The sequence below is a fragment of the Polaromonas sp. YR568 genome, assembly GCF_943372955.1.
GTDB lineage: Bacteria > Pseudomonadota > Gammaproteobacteria > Burkholderiales > Burkholderiaceae_C > Polaromonas.
In genome coordinates this window covers 1-23,020 of sequence record NZ_CALSAL010000003.1, presented here as the reverse complement: position 1 = coordinate 23,020, position 23,020 = coordinate 1, and the positions used below count along the sequence as shown (strand labels likewise).

Annotated in this window: 17 protein-coding genes; 14 read left to right on the top strand and 3 right to left on the bottom strand. The window is 64.2% G+C overall.

Annotation, left to right across the window (positions count from 1 at the left end):
* Window positions 1-216 precede the first annotated feature (216 nt).
* The 4 genes from AAG793_RS10330 to AAG793_RS10315 all read left to right on the top strand — a co-directional run bounded on the left by AAG793_RS10330 (window position 217) and on the right by AAG793_RS10315 (window position 4,934).
* Window positions 217-1,026 (top strand): ABC transporter ATP-binding protein, encoded by an 810-nt coding sequence (locus AAG793_RS10330; RefSeq protein ID WP_341907767.1) that lies wholly within the window; start codon window positions 217-219, stop codon window positions 1,024-1,026.
* 273 nt (window positions 1,027-1,299) lie between these two features.
* Entirely contained in the window at window positions 1,300-2,547 is a 1,248-nt protein-coding gene (locus AAG793_RS10325; RefSeq protein ID WP_341907766.1) for an AMP-binding protein, read from the top strand.
* 195 nt (window positions 2,548-2,742) lie between these two features.
* Complete coding sequence (locus tag AAG793_RS10320) at window positions 2,743-3,735, top strand: tripartite tricarboxylate transporter substrate-binding protein (protein WP_341907765.1); 993 nt, start codon at window positions 2,743-2,745, stop codon at window positions 3,733-3,735.
* 182 nt (window positions 3,736-3,917) lie between these two features.
* Window positions 3,918-4,934 carry a tripartite tricarboxylate transporter substrate binding protein gene (locus AAG793_RS10315; RefSeq protein WP_341907762.1) on the top strand — a complete coding sequence of 339 codons (1,017 nt, stop codon included), beginning with the start codon at window positions 3,918-3,920 and terminating at the stop codon, window positions 4,932-4,934.
* A 103-nt stretch (window positions 4,935-5,037) separates the two neighbouring features.
* On the opposite strand, the gene AAG793_RS10310 is transcribed toward AAG793_RS10315, so the two are convergent.
* Window positions 5,038-5,346 carry a DUF1840 domain-containing protein gene (locus AAG793_RS10310; RefSeq protein WP_341907759.1) on the bottom strand — a complete coding sequence of 103 codons (309 nt, stop codon included), beginning with the start codon at window positions 5,344-5,346 and terminating at the stop codon, window positions 5,038-5,040.
* A 117-nt stretch (window positions 5,347-5,463) separates the two neighbouring features.
* Here AAG793_RS10310 and AAG793_RS10305 point away from each other — a divergent pair, with 117 nt between their 5' ends.
* From AAG793_RS10305 to AAG793_RS10270, 8 genes are all read left to right on the top strand, one after another.
* A complete protein-coding gene (locus AAG793_RS10305; RefSeq protein ID WP_341907757.1) occupies window positions 5,464-6,213 on the top strand; it encodes a 2OG-Fe dioxygenase family protein in 750 nt (249 codons plus the stop codon).
* A 253-nt stretch (window positions 6,214-6,466) separates the two neighbouring features.
* Entirely contained in the window at window positions 6,467-8,776 is a 2,310-nt protein-coding gene (locus tag AAG793_RS10300; protein ID WP_341907754.1) for a bifunctional salicylyl-CoA 5-hydroxylase/oxidoreductase, read from the top strand.
* Window positions 8,777-8,807: 31 nt separating this feature from the next.
* Window positions 8,808-9,296, top strand: a complete 489-nt coding sequence (locus AAG793_RS10295; RefSeq protein WP_341907751.1) for a MarR family transcriptional regulator — start codon at window positions 8,808-8,810, stop codon at window positions 9,294-9,296.
* The gene (locus AAG793_RS10290) at window positions 9,293-10,147 is read left to right on the top strand and encodes an enoyl-CoA hydratase family protein (protein WP_341907748.1); all 855 of its coding nucleotides are present in this window, start codon (window positions 9,293-9,295) and stop codon (window positions 10,145-10,147) included. The genes AAG793_RS10295 and AAG793_RS10290 overlap by 4 nt, the downstream gene beginning before the upstream one ends.
* Window positions 10,148-10,150: 3 nt before the next feature.
* Entirely contained in the window at window positions 10,151-11,350 is a 1,200-nt protein-coding gene (locus AAG793_RS10285; protein ID WP_341907745.1) for an acyl-CoA dehydrogenase family protein, read from the top strand.
* Window positions 11,347-12,975 (top strand): AMP-binding protein, encoded by a 1,629-nt coding sequence (locus tag AAG793_RS10280; protein ID WP_341907743.1) that lies wholly within the window; start codon window positions 11,347-11,349, stop codon window positions 12,973-12,975. Before AAG793_RS10285 ends, AAG793_RS10280 begins: the two co-directional genes overlap by 4 nt.
* Window positions 12,972-13,400 (top strand): thioesterase family protein, encoded by a 429-nt coding sequence (locus AAG793_RS10275; protein ID WP_341907740.1) that lies wholly within the window; start codon window positions 12,972-12,974, stop codon window positions 13,398-13,400. Before AAG793_RS10280 ends, AAG793_RS10275 begins: the two co-directional genes overlap by 4 nt.
* A gap of 17 nt (window positions 13,401-13,417) precedes the next feature.
* Complete coding sequence (locus AAG793_RS10270; protein WP_341907737.1) at window positions 13,418-13,816, top strand: RidA family protein; 399 nt, start codon at window positions 13,418-13,420, stop codon at window positions 13,814-13,816.
* Window positions 13,817-13,864: 48 nt separating this feature from the next.
* Here AAG793_RS10270 and AAG793_RS10265 read toward each other — a convergent pair whose 3' ends face one another.
* A complete protein-coding gene (locus AAG793_RS10265) occupies window positions 13,865-16,522 on the bottom strand; it encodes a TolC family outer membrane protein (RefSeq protein WP_341907734.1) in 2,658 nt (885 codons plus the stop codon).
* 321 nt (window positions 16,523-16,843) lie between these two features.
* Between AAG793_RS10265 and AAG793_RS10260 the strand changes: the two genes are divergently transcribed.
* Together AAG793_RS10260 and AAG793_RS10255 are read left to right on the top strand one after the other, a co-directional pair.
* Window positions 16,844-17,521: a transglutaminase-like cysteine peptidase gene (locus AAG793_RS10260; RefSeq protein ID WP_341907732.1), complete on the top strand. Its 678-nt coding sequence runs from the start codon at window positions 16,844-16,846 to the stop codon at window positions 17,519-17,521.
* 89 nt (window positions 17,522-17,610) lie between these two features.
* Window positions 17,611-19,536, top strand: a complete 1,926-nt coding sequence (locus AAG793_RS10255) for a LapD/MoxY N-terminal periplasmic domain-containing protein (protein ID WP_341907729.1) — start codon at window positions 17,611-17,613, stop codon at window positions 19,534-19,536.
* 139 nt (window positions 19,537-19,675) lie between these two features.
* Here AAG793_RS10255 and AAG793_RS10250 read toward each other — a convergent pair.
* Window positions 19,676-23,020, bottom strand: a 3,345-nt coding sequence (locus AAG793_RS10250) for a calcium-binding protein (RefSeq protein ID WP_341907727.1), incomplete at its 5' end; no start/stop codon positions are given.

The window sequence follows — 23,020 nt, the reverse complement described above, 5'->3', positions numbered from 1 at the left end:
TGGTCTCGCGCACTTCGTGTCGCTCACCCTCCCCCCTTGCAGGGGGCGGCGCCTGCTGGTGAAGACACTTGGTTAGCGAAGACCGGGGGTACTCCCGTGGTTTCGCGCACTTGGTGACGCTGAAGCCACGGGCGTGATTTGCCAACCGCGGCTCTCACGAGCCGCCAATCGACAGGCTTGCAGGCAGGCCTGTCGATTGGTACAGAAAACGAAGCTATGAACTCAAACGACATCGTTCTCAACGTCAACGGCATCGAGGTCATCTACAACCACGTCATCCTGGTGCTCAAGGGCGTGTCGCTGCAGGTGCCGCAAGGCCGCATCGTCGCACTGCTGGGCGGCAACGGCGCCGGCAAGACCACCACGCTGCGGGCTGTTTCCAACCTGCTCAAGGGGGAACGTGGCGAGGTGACCAAGGGCTCCATCGAGCTGCGCGGCGAGCGCATCGAGAACCTCTCGCCCGCCGACCTGGTGCAGCGCGGCGTGGTGCAGGTGATGGAAGGCCGTCACTGTTTTGCCCACCTGACCATCGAGGAAAACCTGATGACCGGCTCCTACACCCGCAAGGACAAGGGCGAGATCGCGGCCAATCTGGAGAAGGTCTACAACTACTTCCCGCGCCTGAAGACGCGGCGCACCTCGCAGGCGGCCTACACCTCGGGCGGTGAGCAGCAGATGTGTGCGATTGGCCGCGCGCTGATGGCCAACCCCTCGATGGTGCTGCTCGACGAGCCCTCGATGGGCCTGGCGCCGCAGATCGTTGAAGAGGTGTTCACCATCGTGAAAGACCTCAATGAGCGCGAAAAAGTCACCTTCCTGCTGGCCGAGCAGAACACCAACATGGCGCTGAAGTTTGCCGACTATGGCTACATCATGGAGAGCGGCCGTGTGGTGATGGACGGCGCTGCCAGCGACCTGGCCAACAACGAGGACGTGAAAGAGTTCTATCTGGGCGTGGGCGGTGGCGAGCGCAAGAGCTTCAAGGATGTGAAGAGCTACAAGAGGCGCAAGCGGTGGCTTGCTTGAATATGGCCCCCACGCTTGTCACTTCGTGTACTGCGCTGCCCCCCGAGGGGGCTGTGCTTGCTTGGGGCGGCCCGGCGCTGCGCACCGTGGCCCCCACGCTTGTAGCTTCGCTTGCCGCGTTACTCCCCCCGAGGGGGCCGTCCGCCTGCGGCCCGGCAGAGCCGGTTCCGCGGCTCCGCTGGGCTTTGAACTTCGCATTTTCCCGTTCGCCCTGAGGTATCGAAGGGTCCTCCCTTTTTGTAACCCTACTTTTCAACACCTTCGGAATTTCACATGAGCGATTTCTTCGACGCGCTTGAAACCCGCGATCCGGCGCAGCGCGAAGCGGCGTTGATGGCGGCACTGCCGCGGCAGGTGGCCCATGCGCAAAAGACCACCACCGCGCTGGCAGAAATTCTGGCTGGCGTGGATGCGGCTGGCGTGACCTCGCGCGAGGCGCTGGCGCGCTTGCCGGTGACGCGCAAGCACGACCTGTTTGACCGCCAGAAGGCCAGCCGGCCTGCGGATTCCTTCGGTGGCTTCTCGGCACTGGTGCGTGGCCCCGGCATGCCCCGGCTGTTTTCCTCGCCTGGCCCGGTCTATGAACCCGAGGGCACGGCAAAGGATTACTGGCGCGCAGGACGTGCGGCGTTTGCTGCAGGCTTTCGCGCCGGTGAGCTGGTGCACAACGCGTTCAGCTACCACATGACACCCGGTGCCTTCATCATGGAATCCGGTGCGCACGCCGTCGGCTGCACCGTGTTCCCCGCCGGTGTGGGCCAGACCGAGCAGCAACTGCAGGCGATCGCCGAGCTCAGGCCCGACGCCTACATGGGCACCCCGAGTTTTCTGCGTATCCTGGTCGAGAAAGCGCAGGAAACCGGCAGCGACATCTCCAGCCTGCGCAAGGGGCTGACCGGCGGCGAAGCCTTGCCACCCAGCCTGCGCGACTGGTTCGCGGAGCGGGGCCTGGCCGTCTACCAAAGCTATGCCACCGCAGACCTGGGCCTGATCGCCTACGAGACCCCGGCCCGCGAAGGCCTGGTGCTGGACGAAGGCGTGATGGTTGAAATCGTGCGGCCCGGTACCGGCGACCCGGTGCCCGAGGGCGAGGTCGGCGAGATGGTGGTCACCACACTCAACCCAGACTACCCGCTGATCCGCTTTGGTACCGGCGATCTGTCGGCCGTGTTGCCGGGGCACTGCCCCACAGGTCGCACCAACACCCGCATCAAGGGCTGGATGGGGCGCGCCGACCAGACGACCAAAATCCGCGGCATGTTTGTGCACCCCAGCCAGGTGGCTGACATTGCACGGCGCTTTCCGGAAGTGCTCAAGGCGCGCCTGGTCGTCACCGGCGAGATGGCCAGTGACAGCATGACGCTGAAGGTCGAGGCCGAGTCGCATCCCCACGGGCTGGAGTCGCGCATCGGCGAAGCCATTCGCGACATCACCAAGCTGCGCGGCGATGTGGAACTGCTGGCGCCGGGCAGTCTGCCCAACGACGGCAAGGTGATTGAAGACGCGCGCAGTTACAAGTAAGACAAGCGCCATGTTGCGCACTGTCTGAGCGTTCCGGAAGGGCTCAAGGAAGGCTCAACAAGGGCTCGGTAAAGGCTCAGTAAAGGGCCGGCGGGATTGTCCCTACATGGGATAGCACTTACGTAGTTCCCGCGATGCGCGGGGCGTAAGCGAGCCGTAAACTGCGCCCATATTCACACATTCAAGGAGACTTCGATGAAGCGTCTTTTAGTTCTTGCAGCAGCCGCAACGGCGATGTTCGCCAACGCCCAAGCCCAAACCTTCCCGGGCTCCCGCGCCGTCACCTTCGTGGTGCCGTTTGCAGCAGGCGGCCCGACCGATCGCGTGGCACGCGACCTGGCTGAAGCCATGCGCAAGTCCATGGGTGGCGGTGCCAACTTCGTGGTGGAAAACGTCAACGGCGCTGGCGGCACCATCGGCGCCACCAAGGTCGCCAAGGCCGCTCCGGACGGCCACACCCTGCTGCTGTTCCACATCGGCATGGCCGCCACGCCAGCGCTGTACCGCAAGCTGCAGTACAAGCCGCTTGAAGACTTCGAGTTCCTCGGCATGATCAACGAAGTGCCGATGACGCTGATTGGCAAGCCCCAGCTGCCCGCCAACAACTACCGTGACTTCGAGAACTACATCCGCGCCAACGCCGGCAAGCTGAACATTGCCCACGCCGGTCTGGGATCAGCCTCACACCTGTGCGGCCTGATGTGGCAGTCGGCCGTGAAGGCCAGCGAAGCCATGACGACGATTCCGTTCGGCGGCACCGCACCGGCCATGAATGCACTGGTCGGCGGTCAGGTCGACCTGATGTGCGACCAGACCACCAACACGGTCGGCCAGATCGAGGCCGGTCGCGTGAAGGCCTTTGCCGTCACCACCGCCAAGCCACTGAGCGGCAACAAGCTGCTCAAGGACTACCCGACGCTGCAGGAAATGGGCCTGAAAGGCTTTGACCTCACCATCTGGCACGGTCTCTACGCACCGAAGGGCACGCCCCCTGCCGTGCTGACCCAGCTCAACAACGCGCTGAAGGTCGCCCTGAAGGACCCTGACTTCATCAAGAAGCAGGAAGGCCTGGGCGCCGTCGTGGTGAACGACAAGCGTGTCGAGCCTGCCGCTCACAAGGCCTTCGTGGCCGCAGAGATCGCCAAGATCAAGCCCGTGGTGGAAGCCGCAGGCAAGTTCGCGGACTGATACGCAGCAACACAGCAGGGCAGGCCGGGCCTGCTTCTGAATCCAAAGCCGCCCGGGGCAACCCTGGCGGCTTTTTTCATGGGCCTTCGCATGCGCTTCTGTCAGGTGTAACCCTCTTGAAGCCGCATGCCGCGAACGATATCGTTAGCCCGCAACACACCACAATGATGGAGACACACGTGATGAACCCTTCTCACCAAAAGAATCGCCGGCACCTCGTGGCCGGTTGCGTGCTGGCCGCGCTGACGGTTGGCGCATGGCCCGCACTGGCGCAAAGCCCCTGGCCCAACAAGCCGGTCAAGATCGTCGTGCCTTTCGCGCCCGGCGGTACCACCGACATCCTGGCCCGCGCGATGGCGCCCGAGCTGTCCAAGGCCTTCGGTCAGCAGTTTGTGGTCGAGAACCGCGCGGGTGCAGGTGGCAACATCGGTGCCGATGTGGTGGCCAAGTCGGCACCAGATGGCTACACGCTGCTGATGGGCACTGTCGGCACGCACGGCATCAACAAGAGCCTGTACACCAAGCTTGCCTACGACGCGCAGAAAGACTTCGCACCCATCACACTGGTGGCCGGTGTGCCCAATGTGATGGTGGTCAATGCCGAGAAAGCCAAAGCAGCGGGTATCAACAGCGTGCAGGACTTCATCCGCGTGGCCAAGTCCAAGCCCGGGCAGTTCAACATGGCGTCCAGCGGCAACGGCACCTCCATCCACCTGGCGGGCGAGCTGTTCAAGACCATGAGCGGCACCTACATGACGCACTTTCCGTACAGCGGCTCCGGCCCGGCCTTGCTGGCCCTGGTCAGTGGCGACATGGATGTGATGTTCGACAACCTGCCCTCGTCAATGCAGCTCATCAAGTCGGGCAAGCTCAAGGCACTGGCCGTGACCAGCGCCGAGCGTTCAGGCGCCGTGCCCGATATTCCTACAGTCGAGCAGGCCGGTGGCCCGACGCTCAAAGGCTTTGAAGCCAGCTCGTGGTTTGGCTTGCTCGCACCTGCGGGCACACCGGCCGACATCGTAAGCCGCATCCAGCAGGAAGTCAGCAAATCACTGAGCACGCCAGCCATCAAGGAAAAGCTGCTGGCCCAGGGCGCCATTCCGGGTGGCAATACGCCGCAGCAGTTCACGGCCTTCATCGATGCCGAACACAAGAAGTGGGCGCAGGTGGTCAAGGCCTCCGGCGCCAAGGTGGATTGAGGGCGCAACGCCAGCACCTTCAGTCACCTGAGAAATAAATAGGCCCGCAGTCGCGGGCCTTTTTCATGGGCGGCGTGCAAAGGCCGCATCCTCATGCGGCCGATCAAACGCCCCACACCACCTCATGCCCGGCGGCATGGCAGCGGCGCAGCATGCCGATGAGAGGCATGGCGCGCTGGTGAAGGCTCACGCTGTCGCCGGGCACATCCTCGCCTTCCTCGCCCTTTTCCTTGTCGCGGGCGTGCTCCAGGGCAATCGCCTGCTCCAGCGCCTCGATGGCGGCGGGCATCTGTTCAGGCAGGATGATGCCCTTGGGCCCGGGGTCCTTGCCGATGATTTCCAGCACGCGCCGGCCGTTGGCCTCCAGCATGATCACGTCGCCGGTGTCCTTCGATCTGAATTTGTAAAGCATGCATACCTCCTGAAGACGCCATGTCCGCTTTCATTATGGACACCTGCAGGCCACATGTCTGTAGGCCAAGCCTGCCCCGCCACGGCCAGTTGATCAAGGTCACGCAAAATAGCGGACATGTTCAATATCGCCACCGTTCAAAAACCGGCCGCCCAGGGCCTCCGGCAGGATGGCATCAGCCTGCTGATGCCCGCCGAGCTGACCGCCACCCTGCAGCTGCCCAGCCCCGGCTGGGCCGATGGATGGGCCCCCATCGCCCGCTCGTGGGACCGCCTGCCTCCAGATGCGCACCTGAAAGACGGCGGGCACTACCGCCGTCGCCGGCACGCCTGCTATGTGCAAACCCAAGCCACCGGTGCGCTGGCGCCCACACCGCACCGCGCCCACTGGCAGCCCACCGACTACAACGCCCTGCACGGCGGCTTTGAGCGCTGGTTTGACCCGGTCGAACCCGCCGTGGCGCAGGCCCCCGAATGGACCACCCTGCTGGCCGGCTTTGGCCGGCTGTTTGCCGAGGTCACGCCGGTGCCGCACTGGTACATCGAGGCGCACCAGTTCCGCATCGACACTGCGGGCGGCGTGGGTCGCCCCACCCCTGAAGGCGCGCACCGCGATGGCGTGAACTTCGTGGTGGTGATGATGGTGGCCCGCCACGGTGTAAAGGGCGGCGAGACCCGGGTCTTTGATGCACATGGCCCGCACGGCGTGCGCTTTGTGATGCAGCAGCCGCTGACTGCCCTGCTACTGGACGATGCGCGCGTGATCCACGAAACAACGCCCATCCTGCCGGCCGATGAGCAAACGAGCGATGGCTTCCGGGACACGTTGGTGCTTACTTACCGGGCGGGTGGTTTTCAGGCGAAGTGAATGGAGCCCCCACGGTCGTTCGCTTCGCGTAACTCCCTGCCCCCTCAGGGGGCCGTCCGCCTGCGGTCTGGTGAAGCCAGGTCCCGCGGCTCCGCTGGGTTGAAGACCTTGCGGCCTCTATCTCAGGCTGATTGAATTCCGTTCGTCCTTAGCCTGTCGAAGGGCACCGGGCGCATGACTCGGAAAACCCGCTTGACGATTTTAGTTTAGACCTCAACAATTAAGGTCAAACCAATTTCGGGAAGCGGCATCCATGCACATCCTTTGCCTCGGCGGCGGCCCTGCCGGCTTGTACTTCGCGCTGCTGATGAAGCTGCAGAACCCGGCCCACCAGATCACCGTGGTGGAACGCAACCGCCCGTTTGACACCTTCGGCTGGGGCGTGGTGCTGTCTGACCAGACGCTGGGCAACCTGCGGGCGGCCGACCCGGTCAGCGCGCAGCTGATCGGTGACGCCTTCAACCACTGGGACGACATCGAGGTGTTCTTCAAGGGCCGCAGCGTGCGCTCGGGTGGCCATGGCTTTTGCGGCATTGGCCGCAAGCGGTTGCTCAACATCCTGCAGGACCGCTGCATGGCGCTGGGCGTCGATCTGGTGTTTGAAACCGATGTGCAGGACGACCAGGCCATCGCCGCCCGCTATGCGGCTGATCTGGTGGTGGCCAGCGACGGCCTCAACAGCCGCATCCGCAACCGCTACGCCGACACCTTTAAGCCTGACGTCGAACTGCGCGCCTGCCGCTTTGTCTGGCTGGGCACACGCAAGACCTTCGACGCCTTCACCTTCGCCTTCGAGCGCACCGAACACGGCTGGTTTGCCGCCCATGCGTACAAGTTCGATGCCGACACCTCGACATTTATTGTCGAAACGCCCGAAGCGGTATGGAAAGCCCATGGCCTCGACCAGATGAGCCAGGAAGATGGCATCGCCTTCTGCGAGCGGCTGTTTGCCAAGTACCTCGATGGCAACCCCTTGATGAACAACGCCACCCATGTGCGCGGCTCGGCGATCTGGATCCGCTTTCCGCGTGTGGTGTGCGAGCGCTGGGTGCACCGAGAAGACATCGGCAACAAGCAAGTGCCCATCGTGCTCATGGGCGACGCCGCACACACCGCGCACTTCTCGATTGGCAGCGGCACCAAGCTCGCGCTGGAAGACGCAATCGAGCTCACCAACTGCTTTGCGCAGCACCGCAGCACCGACGCAGCGCTGCAGGCCTATGAAGCGCTGCGGTCGGTCGAGGTGCTGAAGATCCAGAACGCCGCCCGCAACTCCACCGAGTGGTTCGAGAATGTGGATCGCTACAGCGGGCTGGAGGCTGAGCAGTTTTTCTATTCGCTGCTAACCCGCTCACAGCGCATCAGCCACGAGAATCTGCGTGTACGCGATGCCAAATGGCTGCAAGGCTACGAGCAGTGGCTGGCCGGCGGCAAGCCGGTGCTTCCAATGCTCACACCGCTGAAGGCGCGCGAGCTGCTGCTCAAGAACCGCATTGTCGTCTCGCCCATGGCCACCTACAGCGCTGTCGATGGTTTGGTGCAGGACTTCCATCTGGTGCACCTGGGCGCACGCGCACTGGGCGGTGCAGGCCTGGTGTTTGTCGAGATGACAGCCCCCTGCGCCGAAGGCCGCATCACCCCGGGCTGCCCCGGTTTGTGGAACGCGGTGCAGATGCAGGGCTTCAAACGCATCGTTGATTTCGTCCATGCCTCGGGCCAGGGCGCGAAGATCGGCCTGCAACTCGGTCACAGCGGCCCCAAGGGCTCGACACAAGTGGGCTGGGAAGCCGCCGACGAGCCTTTGCCCACAGGCAACTGGCCGCTGCTCGCAGCAAGCGCCGTGGCCTACGGCCCCAACAACCAGACACCGCAGGCGATGACGCGCGCCGACATGGACCGCGTGAAGGCCGAATTCGTGCAGTCCACCCGTTACGCGGCGGAAGCCGGCTTTGACTGGCTGGAACTGCACTGCGCGCACGGCTATTTGCTGTCGAGCTTCATCACGCCGCTGACCAACCAGCGCACCGACGAGTATGGCGGCAGCCTCGACAACCGTTGTCGCTACCCGCTGGAGGTGTTCGCCGCCATGCGTGCGGTGTGGCCCGCCCATCTGCCGATGAGCGTGCGCATCTCCGCACACGACTGGGCACCGGGTGGCAACACCGCCGATGACGCCATCCACATCGCGCGCCTGTTCAAGGCCGCCGGTTGCGATTTCATCGACGTGTCTTCGGGCCAGACCACGCGCGCCGCCAAGCCGGTGTACGGCCGCATGTACCAGACGCCGTTTGCCGACCGCATCCGCAACGAGGTGGGCATCCGGACGATTGCCGTCGGCGCGATTTCAGAGGCCGACCATATCAACAGCATCATCGCGGCCGGGCGTGCCGACCTCTGCGCCATTGCCCGTCCGCACTTGGCCGACCCGGCCTGGACGCTGCATGAAGCCGCGAAGCTGCAAAGCCGGCAAGTCGACTGGCCACTACCTTACCTGAGCGGCCGTGACCAGCTGTACCGCGAGCTGCAGAAACAGACGGCATCCACCGGACCCGCCCTGAAATAAGAACAGCCCACAGAACGGAATGGAGACACCCATGGACCTGGAAGCCCGAGGCCACAGCGAACACCCGGAGGCGCTCCGCCTGTGGCTGCGCCTGCTGACCTGCACCCAACTGGTCGAGAAACAGGTGCGCACCCAGCTGCGCGAGCAGTTCGACACCACCCTGCCCCGCTTTGACCTGATGGCGCAGCTCGAACGCAGCCCCGAAGGTCTGAAGATGAACGAGCTGTCGCGCCGCATGATGGTCACCGGCGGCAATGTCACCGGCATCACCGATCAGCTGGTCAATGAGGGGCTGGTGGAGCGTGTCGAGGTCACGGGTGACCGGCGCGCCTACCGCGTCAGGCTCACCGCCCGCGGACGCAAGCAGTTCGACGAGATGGCGCGCCAGCACGAGGCCTGGATCGTCGCCGCGTTCGAAGGCCTCTCCGCACGCGAAGTCGAATCGCTGCACCGCCTGCTGGGCAAGGTCAAGCAGCACCACACCGATCAACTCAGCGCCAGCAAACTGGAAGCCGCATGAAGCACTACATCACACACCACAACCCGATGCGCGCCCAGTTCGATGCGATGGCCAGTCATCAGGCGAAGCACTTTGCCTACGCGGTGGAAGGCGGCGTCGCCACGCTCACGCTGAACCGGCCCGAGCGCAAAAACCCACTCACCTTTGACTCGTATGCCGAGCTGCGCGACCTGTTCCATGCGCTGAACCGCGCCACCGACATCAAGGCGGTGGTGATCACCGGGGCCGGTGGCAATTTCTGCTCAGGCGGCGATGTGCACGAGATCATCGGGCCACTCACCAAAATGACCATGCCCGAACTGCTGGAGTTCACCCGCATGACGGGCGACCTGATCAAGGCGATGCGTCTGTGCCCGCAGCCCGTCATCGCCGCCATTGACGGCATCTGCGCCGGCGCCGGCGCGATGATGGCGCTGGCTGCCGACATGCGCCTGGGCACGCCGCAGGCCAAGACCGCCTTCCTCTTCACGCGTGTCGGGCTGGCCGGCGCTGACATGGGGGCCTGTGCGCTGCTGCCGCGTCTGATCGGCCAGGGCCGCGCATCCGAACTGCTGTTCACCGGTCGCGCCATGACGGCGCAAGAAGGCTTGAACTGGGGCTTCTTCAATGCCCTGTACGAGCCGCAGGACGTGCTGGCGCAAGCACAGAAGCTCGCACACGAACTGGCCAGCGGCCCCACCTTTGCCCATGCAATGACCAAGACCATGCTGCACCAAGAGTGGGCCATGACGCTGGACCAGGCCATCGAGGCCGAAGCGCAGGCTCAGGCGATCTGCATGCAGACGCAGGACTTCACCCGCGCTTATGAAGCGTTTGCAGCGAAGCAGAAGCCGGTGTTTGCGGGGGACTGAGCCATGACGCCCACCACCGAGCATCTTGCGCTCCCCTTCTTCGACGATGTGCACCGGGCACTGGCGGCGCGCCTGTCACCCTGGGTGGCGCAGCAACAGCTGGACGAAAGCGACGACCGGCGCGCCTGTCGTGAATGGGTAAAGCTGCTGGGCGCGCAGGGCTGGCTGCGCTACTGCGTGCCAGCCGGGAACAACGGCGCCTTGGGTGGTGCACTGCCCGCACTCGACTCGCGCGCGCTGGTGATCCTGCGCGAGGCGTTGGCCTTTCAATCGCCGCTGGCCGATTTCTCCTTTGCCATGCAGGGGCTGGGCAGTGGTGCCATCACGCTGGCGGGCACGGCAACGCAACAGGCGGCTTACCTTCCAAAAGTGGCTGCAGGCGACAGGATTGCCGCCTTTGCACTGAGCGAGCCCGAGGCCGGATCGGATGTGGCCGCGATGGCCACCACCGCGGTGCAAACAGCCAGCGGCTGGACGCTGAACGGTACCAAGACCTGGATCAGCAACGGCGGCATTGCCGACTTCTATGTGGTGTTTGCCAAGACCGATGCGAGCGCCGGCGCACGCGGCATCACCGCCTTCATCGTCGATGCAGACACACCGGGTCTCGACAGCAGCGAACACATCGCGGTGATGGCGCCGCACCCGCTGGCCACGCTGCGTTTCAACGACTGCCAGTTGCCGGCCTCGGCGCAACTGGGTGAGGCGAATGGCGGTTTCAAGCTGGCGATGCAGACACTGGATATTTTTCGCGCTTCGGTCGCGGGCGCAGCACTGGGCATGGCGCGCCGTGCGCTGGCAGAAGCCATTGCCCATGCGCAGCAGCGCAAGATGTTCGGCCACACGCTGGCGGATTTCCAGTTGACGCAAGCCAAGCTCGGTGAGATGGCGGCGCTGATCGACGCGGCCGCGCTGCTGACCTACCGCGCGGCGTGGCTGCGCGACAGCAGCGAAATCCAGCCCGACGCATCGGGCGCCGCGGCCCGCCAGCAGCGCACCGTGGCCGCCGCCATGGCCAAGATGACGGCCACCGAGAACGCGCAAAAGGTGATCGACATGGCGCTGCAGATGCACGGCGGCATGGGCGTGAAGGTGGGAACGAAGGTAGAGAGCCTGTACCGCGACATCCGCTCGCTGCGCATTTACGAAGGCGCCACTGAAGTGCAGCAACTCATCATCGGAAAGGCGGTGTTGCAATCATGAGCGCCACCGTGCCCTCTGCACAGACCGACCGCTTTGTGCATAACCGCCTGCCGCCGCGCGAGCAGTGGCCAGCACTCATCTACAACCGGCCCGAACTGCAGATTCCCGATCAGGCCAATCTGGTGCAAACGCTTTTTGACAAGGCTTTCGCCAACGGCCACGCCGACCGGCCCTTTCTGCGCTCGGACCGCATCACCCTGAGTTACCGCGACGCACTGGAGCGGGTGAACCGCATCTCGCAGGTGCTGGTGGAGGACTTCGCGTTGGTACCTGGCAACCGGGTGCTGCTGCGCGGCGGCAACTCCATCGGCATGGCGCTGGCCTGGCTGGGCGTGGTGCAGGCCGGGCTGGTGGCGGTGGCGACCATGCCGCTGCTGCGCGCCAAGGAACTGGGCGAGATCATCAACAAGGCCCAACCGGCGCTGGCTTTGTGCGATGCCACCCTGCTGGACGAATTGCAGACGGCCAGGGCTCAAGGCGACATCCTGCAGACCATCGTGCCCTTCAATCTGATGAGCGAGCCGGGCTCGCTGGCGGTGTTGTCGTCGCAGAAAGACGGACGCTACACACCCTGCCCGGTGGCGGCAGACGATGTGGCGATGATGGCCTTCACCTCCGGCACCACCGGCCAACCCAAGGCGGCCGTGCACACGCACCGCGACATCCTCGCGGCCTGCGAGGCCTGGCCGCGCCATGTGCTGAAGGCCACACCGGACGACATCGTGATGGGCTCACCACCGCTGGCCTTCACCTTTGGTCTGGGCGGCATGCTGATCTTTCCGATGTGGGCGGGCGCGTCGGTGTACTACCCGTCGATTCCCTACACGCCCGAAGCCATGGTGCAGCTGATCGGCCAGCAGGGCGCAACCATCTGCTACACCGCACCCACTTTTTACCGGCAGATGGCGCCCTTCGCCAAGCAGCGAGGCCTGCCGAAACTGCGCTTGTGCGTCAGCGCCGGTGAGGGTCTGCCAGACGCCACCCGCCAGCTCTGGAAAGACGCCACCGGCATCGAGATGATCGACGGCATCGGCGCCACCGAGATGTTTCACATTTTCATTTCTGCCGCCGGTGCCGACGTGCGCCGCGGCGCGATCGGCAAGGTGGTGCCCGGCTACGAAGCCAAAGTGGTCGACGACGACGGCGCCGAACTGCCGCGCGGCAGCGTCGGCAAGCTGGCAGTGCGCGGCCCGACCGGTTGCCGCTATCTCGCTGATGAACGCCAGACCCGCTACGTGAAGGACGGCTGGAACTACCCCGGCGACGCCTTCCTGCAGGACGCCGACGGCTACTTTTTCTACCAGGCCCGTGCGGACGACATGATCATCACCGCCGGCTACAACGTGGCCGGACCGGAGGTCGAAGACGCGCTGCTCAAGCACCCGGCGGTGGCCGAGTGCGGCGTGGTCGGCATGCCCGATGAAGAGCGGGGCATGATCGTGAAGGCCTTTGTGGTGCTCAAGCCTGGCGCTGCGGGCGATGCGGCGCAGGTCAAGGCGCTGCAGGAGCACGTCAAGGCCACGCTGGCACCCTTCAAGTACCCACGGCAGATCGAGTTCGTGCCCCGGCTGCCGCGTACTGAAACCGGCAAGCTGCAGCGCTTCAAATTAAGGCAGTTGTCATGACGACTGCACTGACGTTTTCCGTGCAGAAGCAGGTGCGCTTTCACCACTGCGACCCGGCGGGCATTGTGTTTTATCCGCAGTTCTTCTACCTGCTGCACGAGGTGCAGGAGGACTTTCTCGCGCACATCGGTTTTCCCGAGCACACCCTGATTACCAGCGGCATCGGCGTGCCCATCGTGGACCTGAAAACCGAGTTCCTCGGCATGTGCCGCAACGGTGATGTGCTGACACTGACGCTGTCGCTGACCAAGGTGGGCAACAGCAGCATCGGCATGCACTACGAGATCCATGGTCCGGGCGAGGCGGGAAGCACCCTCAAGCTCAGGGCGCATGGCGTGGTCGTGTACTCCGAGGTCCCGAACGGCAAGCCGGTGCGCATTCCGCAGCCGCTGCGCGACGCGCTGCTGCCCTACCTTCAACAATAACAACTGAACAAAACACCATGACACTGCAGAAAATCCAGCCACCCGACTGGGCCGAACCCAGGGGCTACGCCAACGGCATTCTTGCGCAGGGGCGCCTGCTGTTCGTTGGCGGGCAGATCGGCTGGAACGCCCGGCAGGAATTTGAAAGCGACGACTTCGTGGTCCAGACGCGGCAGACGCTGCTCAACATCCGCGCGGTGCTGGAGGCCGCAGGCGGTGGCCCTGAGCACATGGCCCGCATGACCTGGTATGTGGTGGACCGCGAGGAGTACATCGCCAGCCTGAAGGCGCTGGGCGGCGCCTACCGCGAGGTGATGGGCAAGCACTTTCCGGCCATGACCTGCGTGCAGGTGGCAGGCCTGGTGGAAGCCAGGGCGCGGGTGGAGATTGAAGTCACCGCTGTACTGCCCGCTTGAACAGGCAGGGTGAATGAGTTGCCCCGAGGAGCAACCCAAGCGTTCTAATCAACGATTGTTTGAGGCCACCGTGTCATCCTGACCGGTCCACTTGGCAGAAATCTCGCGCACGATCAGCCAGCGGCCATCGACCAGTTCCCAGCGCAGCGTCTTGCTGACCACGTCCTGGTAAGTGGCAGAGCGGTACGACTGCTTGAACACCGTGGTGGCACGCGTCGGCTCGTTCTGTGTCACTTCCACGCCCGACACATCAATCCACACCTGCGAGGCGCGGCTGATCAACGCCCGACGGTTCTCTTCCCACACCTTTCGGTCGCCGCTGCCAGAAGGCGCTTTGTCAGGCGCATACACCGCAAGGTAACGCTCGACATCCCGCTGGACCCACGCAGAACGCCATGCTTCCAGCGCTTCAGCCAGTGCAGGGGGAACGGCTGACGATGCAGGCGGCGCTGAGGGGCCAGCCGCGACGGTCTGGACAGACGGCGCTGCGACTGCTTTTGCTGCTTCAACCGCCGGCGCTGCTGGTGCAGCCGCGGCCGGTTGCACCGCAACCACAGGCGCAGTCACTGCACGGGCGGCGCTCGCATCAGTGGCACTGTTCTGCGCGGGTGGAGCGCTTGCCACGGCCAACTGGGGCGCCGACACTTCCCGCACGATCACCCAGCGGCCGTTCTGCCGCTCCCAGCGCAAGGTCTTGGTGACCACGTCCTGGTACTTCGGCGAGCGATAGGTCTGCGTGAACACGGTCGTCGCGCTCTGGTCATCGCTCGGCGTTGCCGTCACGTCGGAAAGTTTGACCTCGACCTCGGCAACGCGGCGGAACGAACTGCGCAAGCCCTCCTCCCACGCACTGCGGCTGCTGCCTGCAGGTGCCAGCGGCGCATAGCTCTCGGAGTAGGCGGCGAGGTAGGTGTCGATATCCCGGTTCACCCACGCGGCCCGCCAGGCTTGCAAAGCACGCAGCAGCTCGGCACGCGCTGAAGGTTGCGGGCTGCTTTCGGTGGCCACACCGGCCTCGCGCGCCAGAGGCTGTGCGTTGCCGGTCGGCGGCAGTGACGGAATCACTGACGAGGACGGCGAAGGCGATGGCGGCCGCGCCGGCTGACGGGCGGGCGGCGTCGATGGTGGTGCTGGCGGCGCGGCGCCGGCCTCGCTTTCGCGCTGGCGCAAGGTTTCCTGGGCGGCCTCCTGCAAGGCCCGCTCGCGGGCATTGAGCACCGCCGTCTGTTTGATCTGCTCGTTAGCGCGCTCGTCGAGGACGCCCTTGTTCACGGTGTACACCGCCACCGCGTCGGGCGGGCACTGGCGTGACACATCGTTGGCGCCATCGGCACTGTCGAGGGCGGGAATGGCTCCCACATCCATGCGGGTGAGGTCCAGCGAGGTCAGCAGCGTGCCGAGTGCGGCATGGGCGCGGATGTAGGCCAGGCTCAGGTCCTGCTCGGCGTTGGAGACGGTGCGGCGCGACTGGTAAAGCTCATTCTCGGTATCAAGCAGGTCCAGCAGGGTACGCTGACCAATCTCGAACTGCTGGCGGTAGGCATTGCGGGCCTTTTCCAGCGACACCTTGTTCTGGTCCAGAAAGGCCAGCTGCTCCTTGATCTTGCGGATATCGTTGAAGGCGATCAGCAGGGTTTGACGGATGTCGCGGCAGGTCTTGTCGCGCTGGTCCTTGGCCGCATTGAGCTGGCTGGCGAACTGCTGGTTGCGGGCGCGGTCGGCACCGCCGGCGAAGAGGTTCCAGTTCAGCACGACTTCGGCCACATTGCTGTCCAGCGTGCCGGTGGTGCCGCTCAGGTTCCTGCCGCTTTCACGGCGCAAGCGCAAATCCACACGGGGACCGAAGGCGCCGCTGCGGCTGTCCAGCGCAGAGCTGGCGGCGCGCACGTTTTCCACGGCCGCCAGCAAGGCGCCGTTGCGCTGCTGGGCCTGCTGCACGGCGGCGGCCGGATCAGCCGGCATGTTCAATGTCAGTTGCGCCGGCACCGGCATTTCGGCGGCGGGCAGCATGCCGACCACACGCTGAAAGCGCGCAGTGGCGTCGTGCAGATTAGCGGTTTCCGTCAGCAGATTGGCTTCGGCGGATGACAGCCGGGCAGAAGTCTGCTCCAGATCGACGCCGCGGGCCACCTTGGCCTTGACGCGGCGTTCCATCTGCGCGAAGACTGCACGGTGCTCCACGTAGTTGTCTTCGGCCAGCCGCACCATTTCCCGAAAGCGCAGGACATCAATGTAGGCGCGCGCCGCCTCGAAAGCCACGGCTTCGGAGGTGTCGAGGAATTCATACAGCCGCACCAGCCGTGCGTGGTCCAGGCGCCGCACTTCGTTGCGGGTTGCAAAGCCGTCGTACAGCAACTGGCTGATCGAGATCGTGGTGGAGGAACGGTTCAGGTTGCCGCGGAAGGTGGTGTCGTCGCGACGCTCGCGCCCGCCTGACAGGGCCAGGTCCACCCGCGGCAACAGCGCGCCTGCGGCCGCTGAACGCTCGCCATCGGCTGCACGAATGGAATGCCATTTGGCCAGCACGTCGGGGTTGTTCAGTACCGCGCTCTGGGCGGCGTCGCGCAGCGTCAGTACCGTCGGCGGCGATGCCGGTTGCGCAGCAGCAGCCATGGAAAAAGCCAGGGCAGCCACAGCCAGCCAGACGGAGGTGAGGCGGCTGTTGACAGGGAAGTCAGCGTCGAATCGACTAGGCGTGGAGGTCATATTCAGCTACGCTGGGCTGTGGAGGCCAGAACATGCGGCACCCGGCTGGAAAAATCCATGCCGGTGATCCGTGCCGATGGATGGCCAGCAGAAAAATGAAGGTGGCATGGAATGGCTGTAAGCGGCATGTGTTGACGGTGGCAAGGCGGGTTTTTCGGCAAATCAGACGGGCTCAAACGACACCTCAGATGAATTTGAAAACGCTTTAATAAAACCCGCTTAGTGACTGTTTTATATGACTTTTTTCATGGTAACTTAGGTTTTTGGCGACTGCAAACAAATAAACCACGGAAGCTCCGTTTTTAAGCGGAAACCACACACTTGAGCCGCGTCAGAACCGTCGTCGCTGTATTTTCGGTGCTTTTGGCGCTGCTGCTGGCCACCTTCCGGGTGGCCGCAGTCGATTACGAGCGCATGCGCAGCGTGATGAGCCAGCGCTTCGGCCAGCCGGGCCTGGCCTCGCTGCGGGACTGGGAGGCGCTGGTCCAGCCACGCGCGGCAGAAGCCGACACCGCCAAGCTGCGCCGGGTCAACGACTTCTTCAACCGGCGCACCCGCTTTGGCGACGACAAGGTCATCTGGTCGCAAAACGACTACTGGGCCACGCCGCTTGAAACCCTGGGCCGCGGTGCCGGTGACTGCGAGGACTTCGCCATCGGCAAGTACTTCAGCCTGCTGCTGCTGGGCGTGCCCGACGAGCAGTTGCGCCTCATTTATGTCCAGGCCCGCATTGGCGGTGCCAGCAGCAGCATCACGCAGGCCCACATGGTGCTGGCCTGGTACCCCGAGCCAAATGCCGAGCCGCTGATTCTGGACAACCTGGTGGGCGACCTGCTGCCAGCGTCGCGCCGCGCTGACCTGTTTCCGGTGTTCAGTTTCAACCGCCAGGGCTTGTGGCAGGGCGTGCAGGGCCCGCGCGGCCCGGGTGGCGCTGCCAGCCTGTCGCGCTGGCAGGAGCTGCTGGCGCGTGTGAAGGCTGAGGGATTCGATGGGATCTAGCGCCATGAACCACGAACCGGATTGCGAACTGGATTGCGATTTGACTTGTTTTGCACCCGCTATCAAGAGATAGTACCGAGAGGATTCTTATGTCGATGTACCGCCAACTCTGGCTAGCCATGATTGTCAGCACGCTGCTCGCGCTGCTGGGAGGTCTGCTGGCCTCCACACAGAACGCACGGCAGTACCTCTCGCAGCAACTGACCTCAAAGAACGTCGACAACGCCGCCGCGCTGGCCCTGTCCCTGAGCCGGCAGGAGCCCGACCCGGTTATGGTGGACCTGACTGTCGCCTCGCTGTTCGACAGCGGCCACTACGAGCTGATCCGCGTGGTCGATCCCGCAGGAAAAATCATGTCTGAGCGCATTGCACCTGCAGGCCAGTACGGCGTGCCCGACTGGTTTGTGCGCCTGCTGCCGCTGAACGGCGAGGCGGGCGAAGCCAGCATCAGCAACGGCTGGCGGCAGCTGGGCACCATCACGGTGATCAGCAACAGCGGCGTGGCCTACCGCAGTCTCTGGAACAGCATCTGGCAGCTGATGGGCGCGCTGTGCGTGACCGGCTTGCTCGGCGGTTACCTCGGCACCCGCATCCTGCGGCGGCTGCAGGGCCCGCTGGACCGCGTCATCGGGCAGGCCCAGGCGGTGAGCCAGCGCAACTTCGTCACCATCGAAGAACCGGCGGTGCCCGAGCTGCGCCAGCTCGCCGCCGCGATGAACAGCATGGTGCTGCGCATCAAGACCATGTTTGAAGAGGAAGCCGGCAAGCTCAAGGACGTGCGCCTGAAGGCCAATGCCGACCCGCTCACCGGCCTGGCCAACCAGACCTTCTTCGTGGTGCAGCTGCTCGAATCGCTGGAAAGCGAAGACAAGATCGACCACACGCTGCTGCTGGTGCGCCTGCTCGACATGTCGGGCATCGAGGCGAGACTCGGCACCCCGGCAACCAACCAGCTGCTCAAGGCCTGCGCCAAGATACTGGCCGACCACACCCGCGGCGCCAATGCCCTGGCAGCCCGCTTCAAGGATGCCGACTTTGCCATGCTGATGCACCGCACCGCCGACACCCACGCGCTGGCAGACACGCTGATTCTGGAGCTTCAGGCCGCCGGCCGACAGGCGCAGGTCGATCACCTGCAGGTGGCCATCGGTCTGGCGCGGCTGCAACCCGGCCAGGACCTCGCCGGCCTGATGGCGGAGGCCACCTCCGCATTGGCCCAGGCCGCTGGCAGTGCAGCGGCGGGCGGTGGCCGCGCGGTGCACCACGCATCGACTGCGATGTCGGGTACATCGCCAGCCGCGTCGCAATGGATGCCGGTGTTCCAGCAGGCGCTGGAGGAAAAGCGCGTGCGGCTGGCCAGCACGCCCGTGGTTGACCTGAACGGCCGGCTGATTCACCGCGAATGCGTGCTGGAGGTCTTGCTGCAGAACCAGGACGGCTGGCAGCCGATGGGCCGCCTGTCGCAGATTGCCGAGCAGCTGGGCCTGACCAGCACGCTGGACATGAAAGCCGTGCAGCTCGGTCTGGCCCAGCTCAAGGAGGTGCCCGGCATTTCACTGGCCATCACAATCTCGGCCATTTCCTGCCGCGAGGCCCGGTTCGTGAAGGAGCTGCTGGGCGAACTGGCACACGATGCGTCGCTGGCCTCCCGCCTGTCGCTGCAGCTGCCCGAGGCCGATGCCACCGAACAGCTGCCCGCCTTCCGCGCCTTCTGTGTGGCGGTGAAGAAAACCGGGTGCAGCGTCGGCCTGCAGCATGTGGGTCGGCAGCTGGGCGACATCGGGCAATTGCACGATCTGGGCCTCAGCTATCTCAAGGTCGATTCCAGCTTCATCCGGGGTCTGCACTACAACACCGGCAACCAGAACTTCCTGCGCGGCCTGACCAGCATCGCCCACCACATCGGCACCGATGTGTATGCCGAAGGCGTGGTCGATCCGCTGGAGCTGGCCGAGCTGGCAGCCCTCGGTCTGAACGGCGCGGCAGGGCCCGCAGCGCGCGAACACACCGGCTGACGGGCCGTGCACACGTAGACAGCGTCTCAACCCGAAGCCGCTGGCCGGCGCCGTATGTGGGCGCCAGAGCGGAGACGCAGCACCACAAGGGCACCACATCCGCACCCTGCCCGGCTCCGTGCCAGCAGGTGCGGATCGATCAGTCCGTGTTGAGCTTGCCCTTGTTCAGCATGTCCTGAATCACCTGCTGGTCGGTGGTGTTCATGCCGATCATGTCCACGCCGGCCAGCACGATGCGCTGGTCTGCAGCGCCCAGCACGGCAGCGGACGGCGCGCCCACCTCGTGCGAGTCGCTGGCAAAACCGCCGGTGCTGCTGATGTGAACAATCGTGTCGCTGCCCGACTTCTCGAAGTGCAGGAAGTTGGCCAGGTTGTCCTGGTCCACTGCAGCGCTCTCGCCAAGCAGCAGATCGCGCAGGTCCAGTACATCACCGCCCTCGGAGCGCGCTGCGATACCGAAGTCCAGCAGCGTATCGACCACCGGTGAACCTGCCGTGCTGCCATCGTTGAGGTGCCACTCGAACACGTCAGCCGCCGTGGTGCCAATATAGGTGTTGCCGCCTGGCTCCACCACGATGGCGTTGCTGTCGTCGGCCTCGGCGGTGTCCGTGGTGCTGAGGGTGGCATCAAATCCGATCTCGGCGTACATGCCTGTGCCACCGTCGATGTAGGTGAACGCTCCCTCGGACATGACCAACTGTCCGTCGATCTCGCCGCCGCTCACGATGGTGTGCAGGTTGAGGGACGCGATACCCACATCGGTCAGGCTGACCAGCTCGCCCATGTCGCTGACACCATCCTGGTCGGCATCCAGCCACACCTGCAGCTTGTGGAAATTGTCGTCCTCGCTGCTCAAAACGCCGTCGGCATTGCTGTCCAGCGTGGCCATGGCTGCCACACCGCTGGCGTAGTTGCCGTTTGCGTACCACGGGGTGAACATCTCGCTGCCGTCTTCAATGATGCCCGAGCCATCCAGGTCAATGACCAGAATGCCGTCGGTTCCGGTCGTCCACGCGGTTTGATCCTGGATGCCGTCGGCATTCAGGTCAAAACTGACGCCATTGCCAATCGGGTTGAAGCTGAAGCCGGTTTCACCCAGGTCGAGGATGATCGGGTCGGTGGGGTTGTTGTACACCACGATGTCGGCAGCAGTGATGGCTGTCAACTGGGCCAGCGAGGTGATGTTGTCCAGCGTCGCAATCTGCGTGCGGTTGGCGGTGTTCTTCCAGTCATCGTCAAACCAGATTTCACCCCGACCCGTCGTCGAGTTGAACACGAAAACATAGTCGTTGAGGCGCGAGTTACCGCCAGTTGCCTGTGTGGTGATCTGCGCCGTGGTCAACGAAGCTGTAATGACCACCACCTTGTTGTCGGTGTTGTTGGCCATCGCCGAGATGGACGCCGACGTTACAAAGTCTGCTGCAGCCAGCGCGGTACCGGCCAGACTGCCCGTGGTATTCGCAAAGTTCACGCTGCCCAGCGTGGTGCCACCATTGTCGAGGAAGGCAATCTTGTCGGTGCCGTCGACATAGTCAACAATCCTGTCGTTACCGCTCAGGTCGGTCATGCGGAACTGGTCAGCGCCCGCGCCACCCGTCAGGGTGTCATTCCCCGCACCGCCCGCCAGAATATCGGCGCCATCGCCACCCAAAAGGGTGTCTGCGCCCGCACCACCGAGTATCTTGTCAACACCGGTCGAGCCGGTCACGGTGAAGGCTTCGGTCTGGTTGCTCAGGTCTACCGTCGCCGCCGCTGTGAGAACGATGTTCTCGATGTTGGCGATCTGTGCGTCGCTGGTGGCAACGAAGTTGGCGCCAACGTTCAGCGTGTCCACATCGGCCCCACCATCGAGCAGCGTGTCTTCAACTGCGCCCACAATCGTGTCGTTGCCGGCACCGGCGCTGATGCTGTCGGCACCTGCGCCGCCAGTGATGGTGTCTGCGCCACCAGAGCCGGTGACCGTGAAGGCCTCGGTCTGGTTGGCCAGATTCACGGTGGCGGCCGCTGTGAGGACGATATTCTCGATATTGGCGATTTGTGCATCGCCAGTGGCGGTGAAGTTGGCACCAATGTTCAGGGTGTCGACATCGGCTCCGCCGTCGAGCAGGGTGTCGTTGGCTGCACCCACAATCGTGTCGTTGCCAGCACCACCGTCAATGGTGTCTGCGCCGGTACCCCCGGTAATGGTGTCTGCGCCGCCAGAGCCGGTGACCGTGAAGGCCTCGGTCTGATTCGCAAGGTTCACTGTGGCCGCTGCGGTCAGCAGGATGTTCTCCACATTAGCGATCTGTGCATCACCGGTGGCGGTGAAGTTGGCACCAATGTTAAGGGTGTCCACATCGGCGCCACCATCGAGCAGGGTGTCGTTGGCTGCACCCACAATCGTGTCGTTGCCCGCACCGGCACTGATGCTGTCGGCACCTGTGCCACCAGTAATTGTGTCTGCGCCGCCAGAACCAGTGACCGTGAAAGCCTCGGTCTGGTTGGCCAGGTTCACCGTGGCAGCTGCCGTCAACACGATGTTCTCGATGTTGGCGATCTGTGCATTACTGGTCGCGGTGAAGTTGACACCAATGTTCAGGGTGTCGACATCGGCGCCACCATCGAGCAGCGTGTCGTCGGCTGCGCCCACAATCGTGTCGTTGCCGGCACCGGCGCTGATGCTGTCTGCGCCCGTGCCGCCAGTGATCGTGTCTCCGCTGCCAGAACCAGTGACCGTGAAGGCCTCAGTCTGGTTACTCAGGTCTACCGTCGCCGCCGCTGTGAGAACGACGTTCTCGATATTGGCGATCTGCGCATCGCCAGTGGCGGTGAAGTTGGCCCCAATGTTCAGGGTGTCCACATCAGCGCCACCATCCAGCAATGTATCGTTGGCTGCACCCACAATCGTGTCGTTGCCGGCACCGGCGCTGATGCTGTCGGCACCTGCGCCGCCAGTGATGGTGTCTACGCCACCAGAGCCGGTGACCGTGAAGGCCTCGGTCTGATTGGCCAGGTTTACCGTGGCCGCTGCGGTCAGCACGATGTTCTCGATGTTGGCGATCTGCGCGTCACCGGTGGCGGTGAAAGCGGCTCCGATGTTCAGGGTGTCCACATCAGCGCCACCGTCGAGCAGGGTGTCGTTGGCTGCGCCCACGATCGTGTCGTTACCGGCGCCGGCGCTGATGCTGTCAGCAGCCGTACCACCAGTGATGGTGTCCGCACTGCCAGAGCCGGTGACCGTGAAGGCTTCTGTCTGGTTCGTCAGGGTGATCGTCACGCCCGCAGCCGCCGTGGCAGCCGAGATGGCCTCGACGCCCTGAATCGAGGCATCCGTTGCACCCAGGGTGTTCAGGTCGGCCGAGGTCGAAGTCAGGTTGAGGGTGTCGCCTGTGCCTGCGCCCAGGTTGATGGTGCCTGCACCTGCAAGGATCGCGTCGAGCTGTGCGCCGGTCAGCGTGATGGTGTCAGCACCCACCGTCCCGGTGAGGTTACCGGTGGTGAT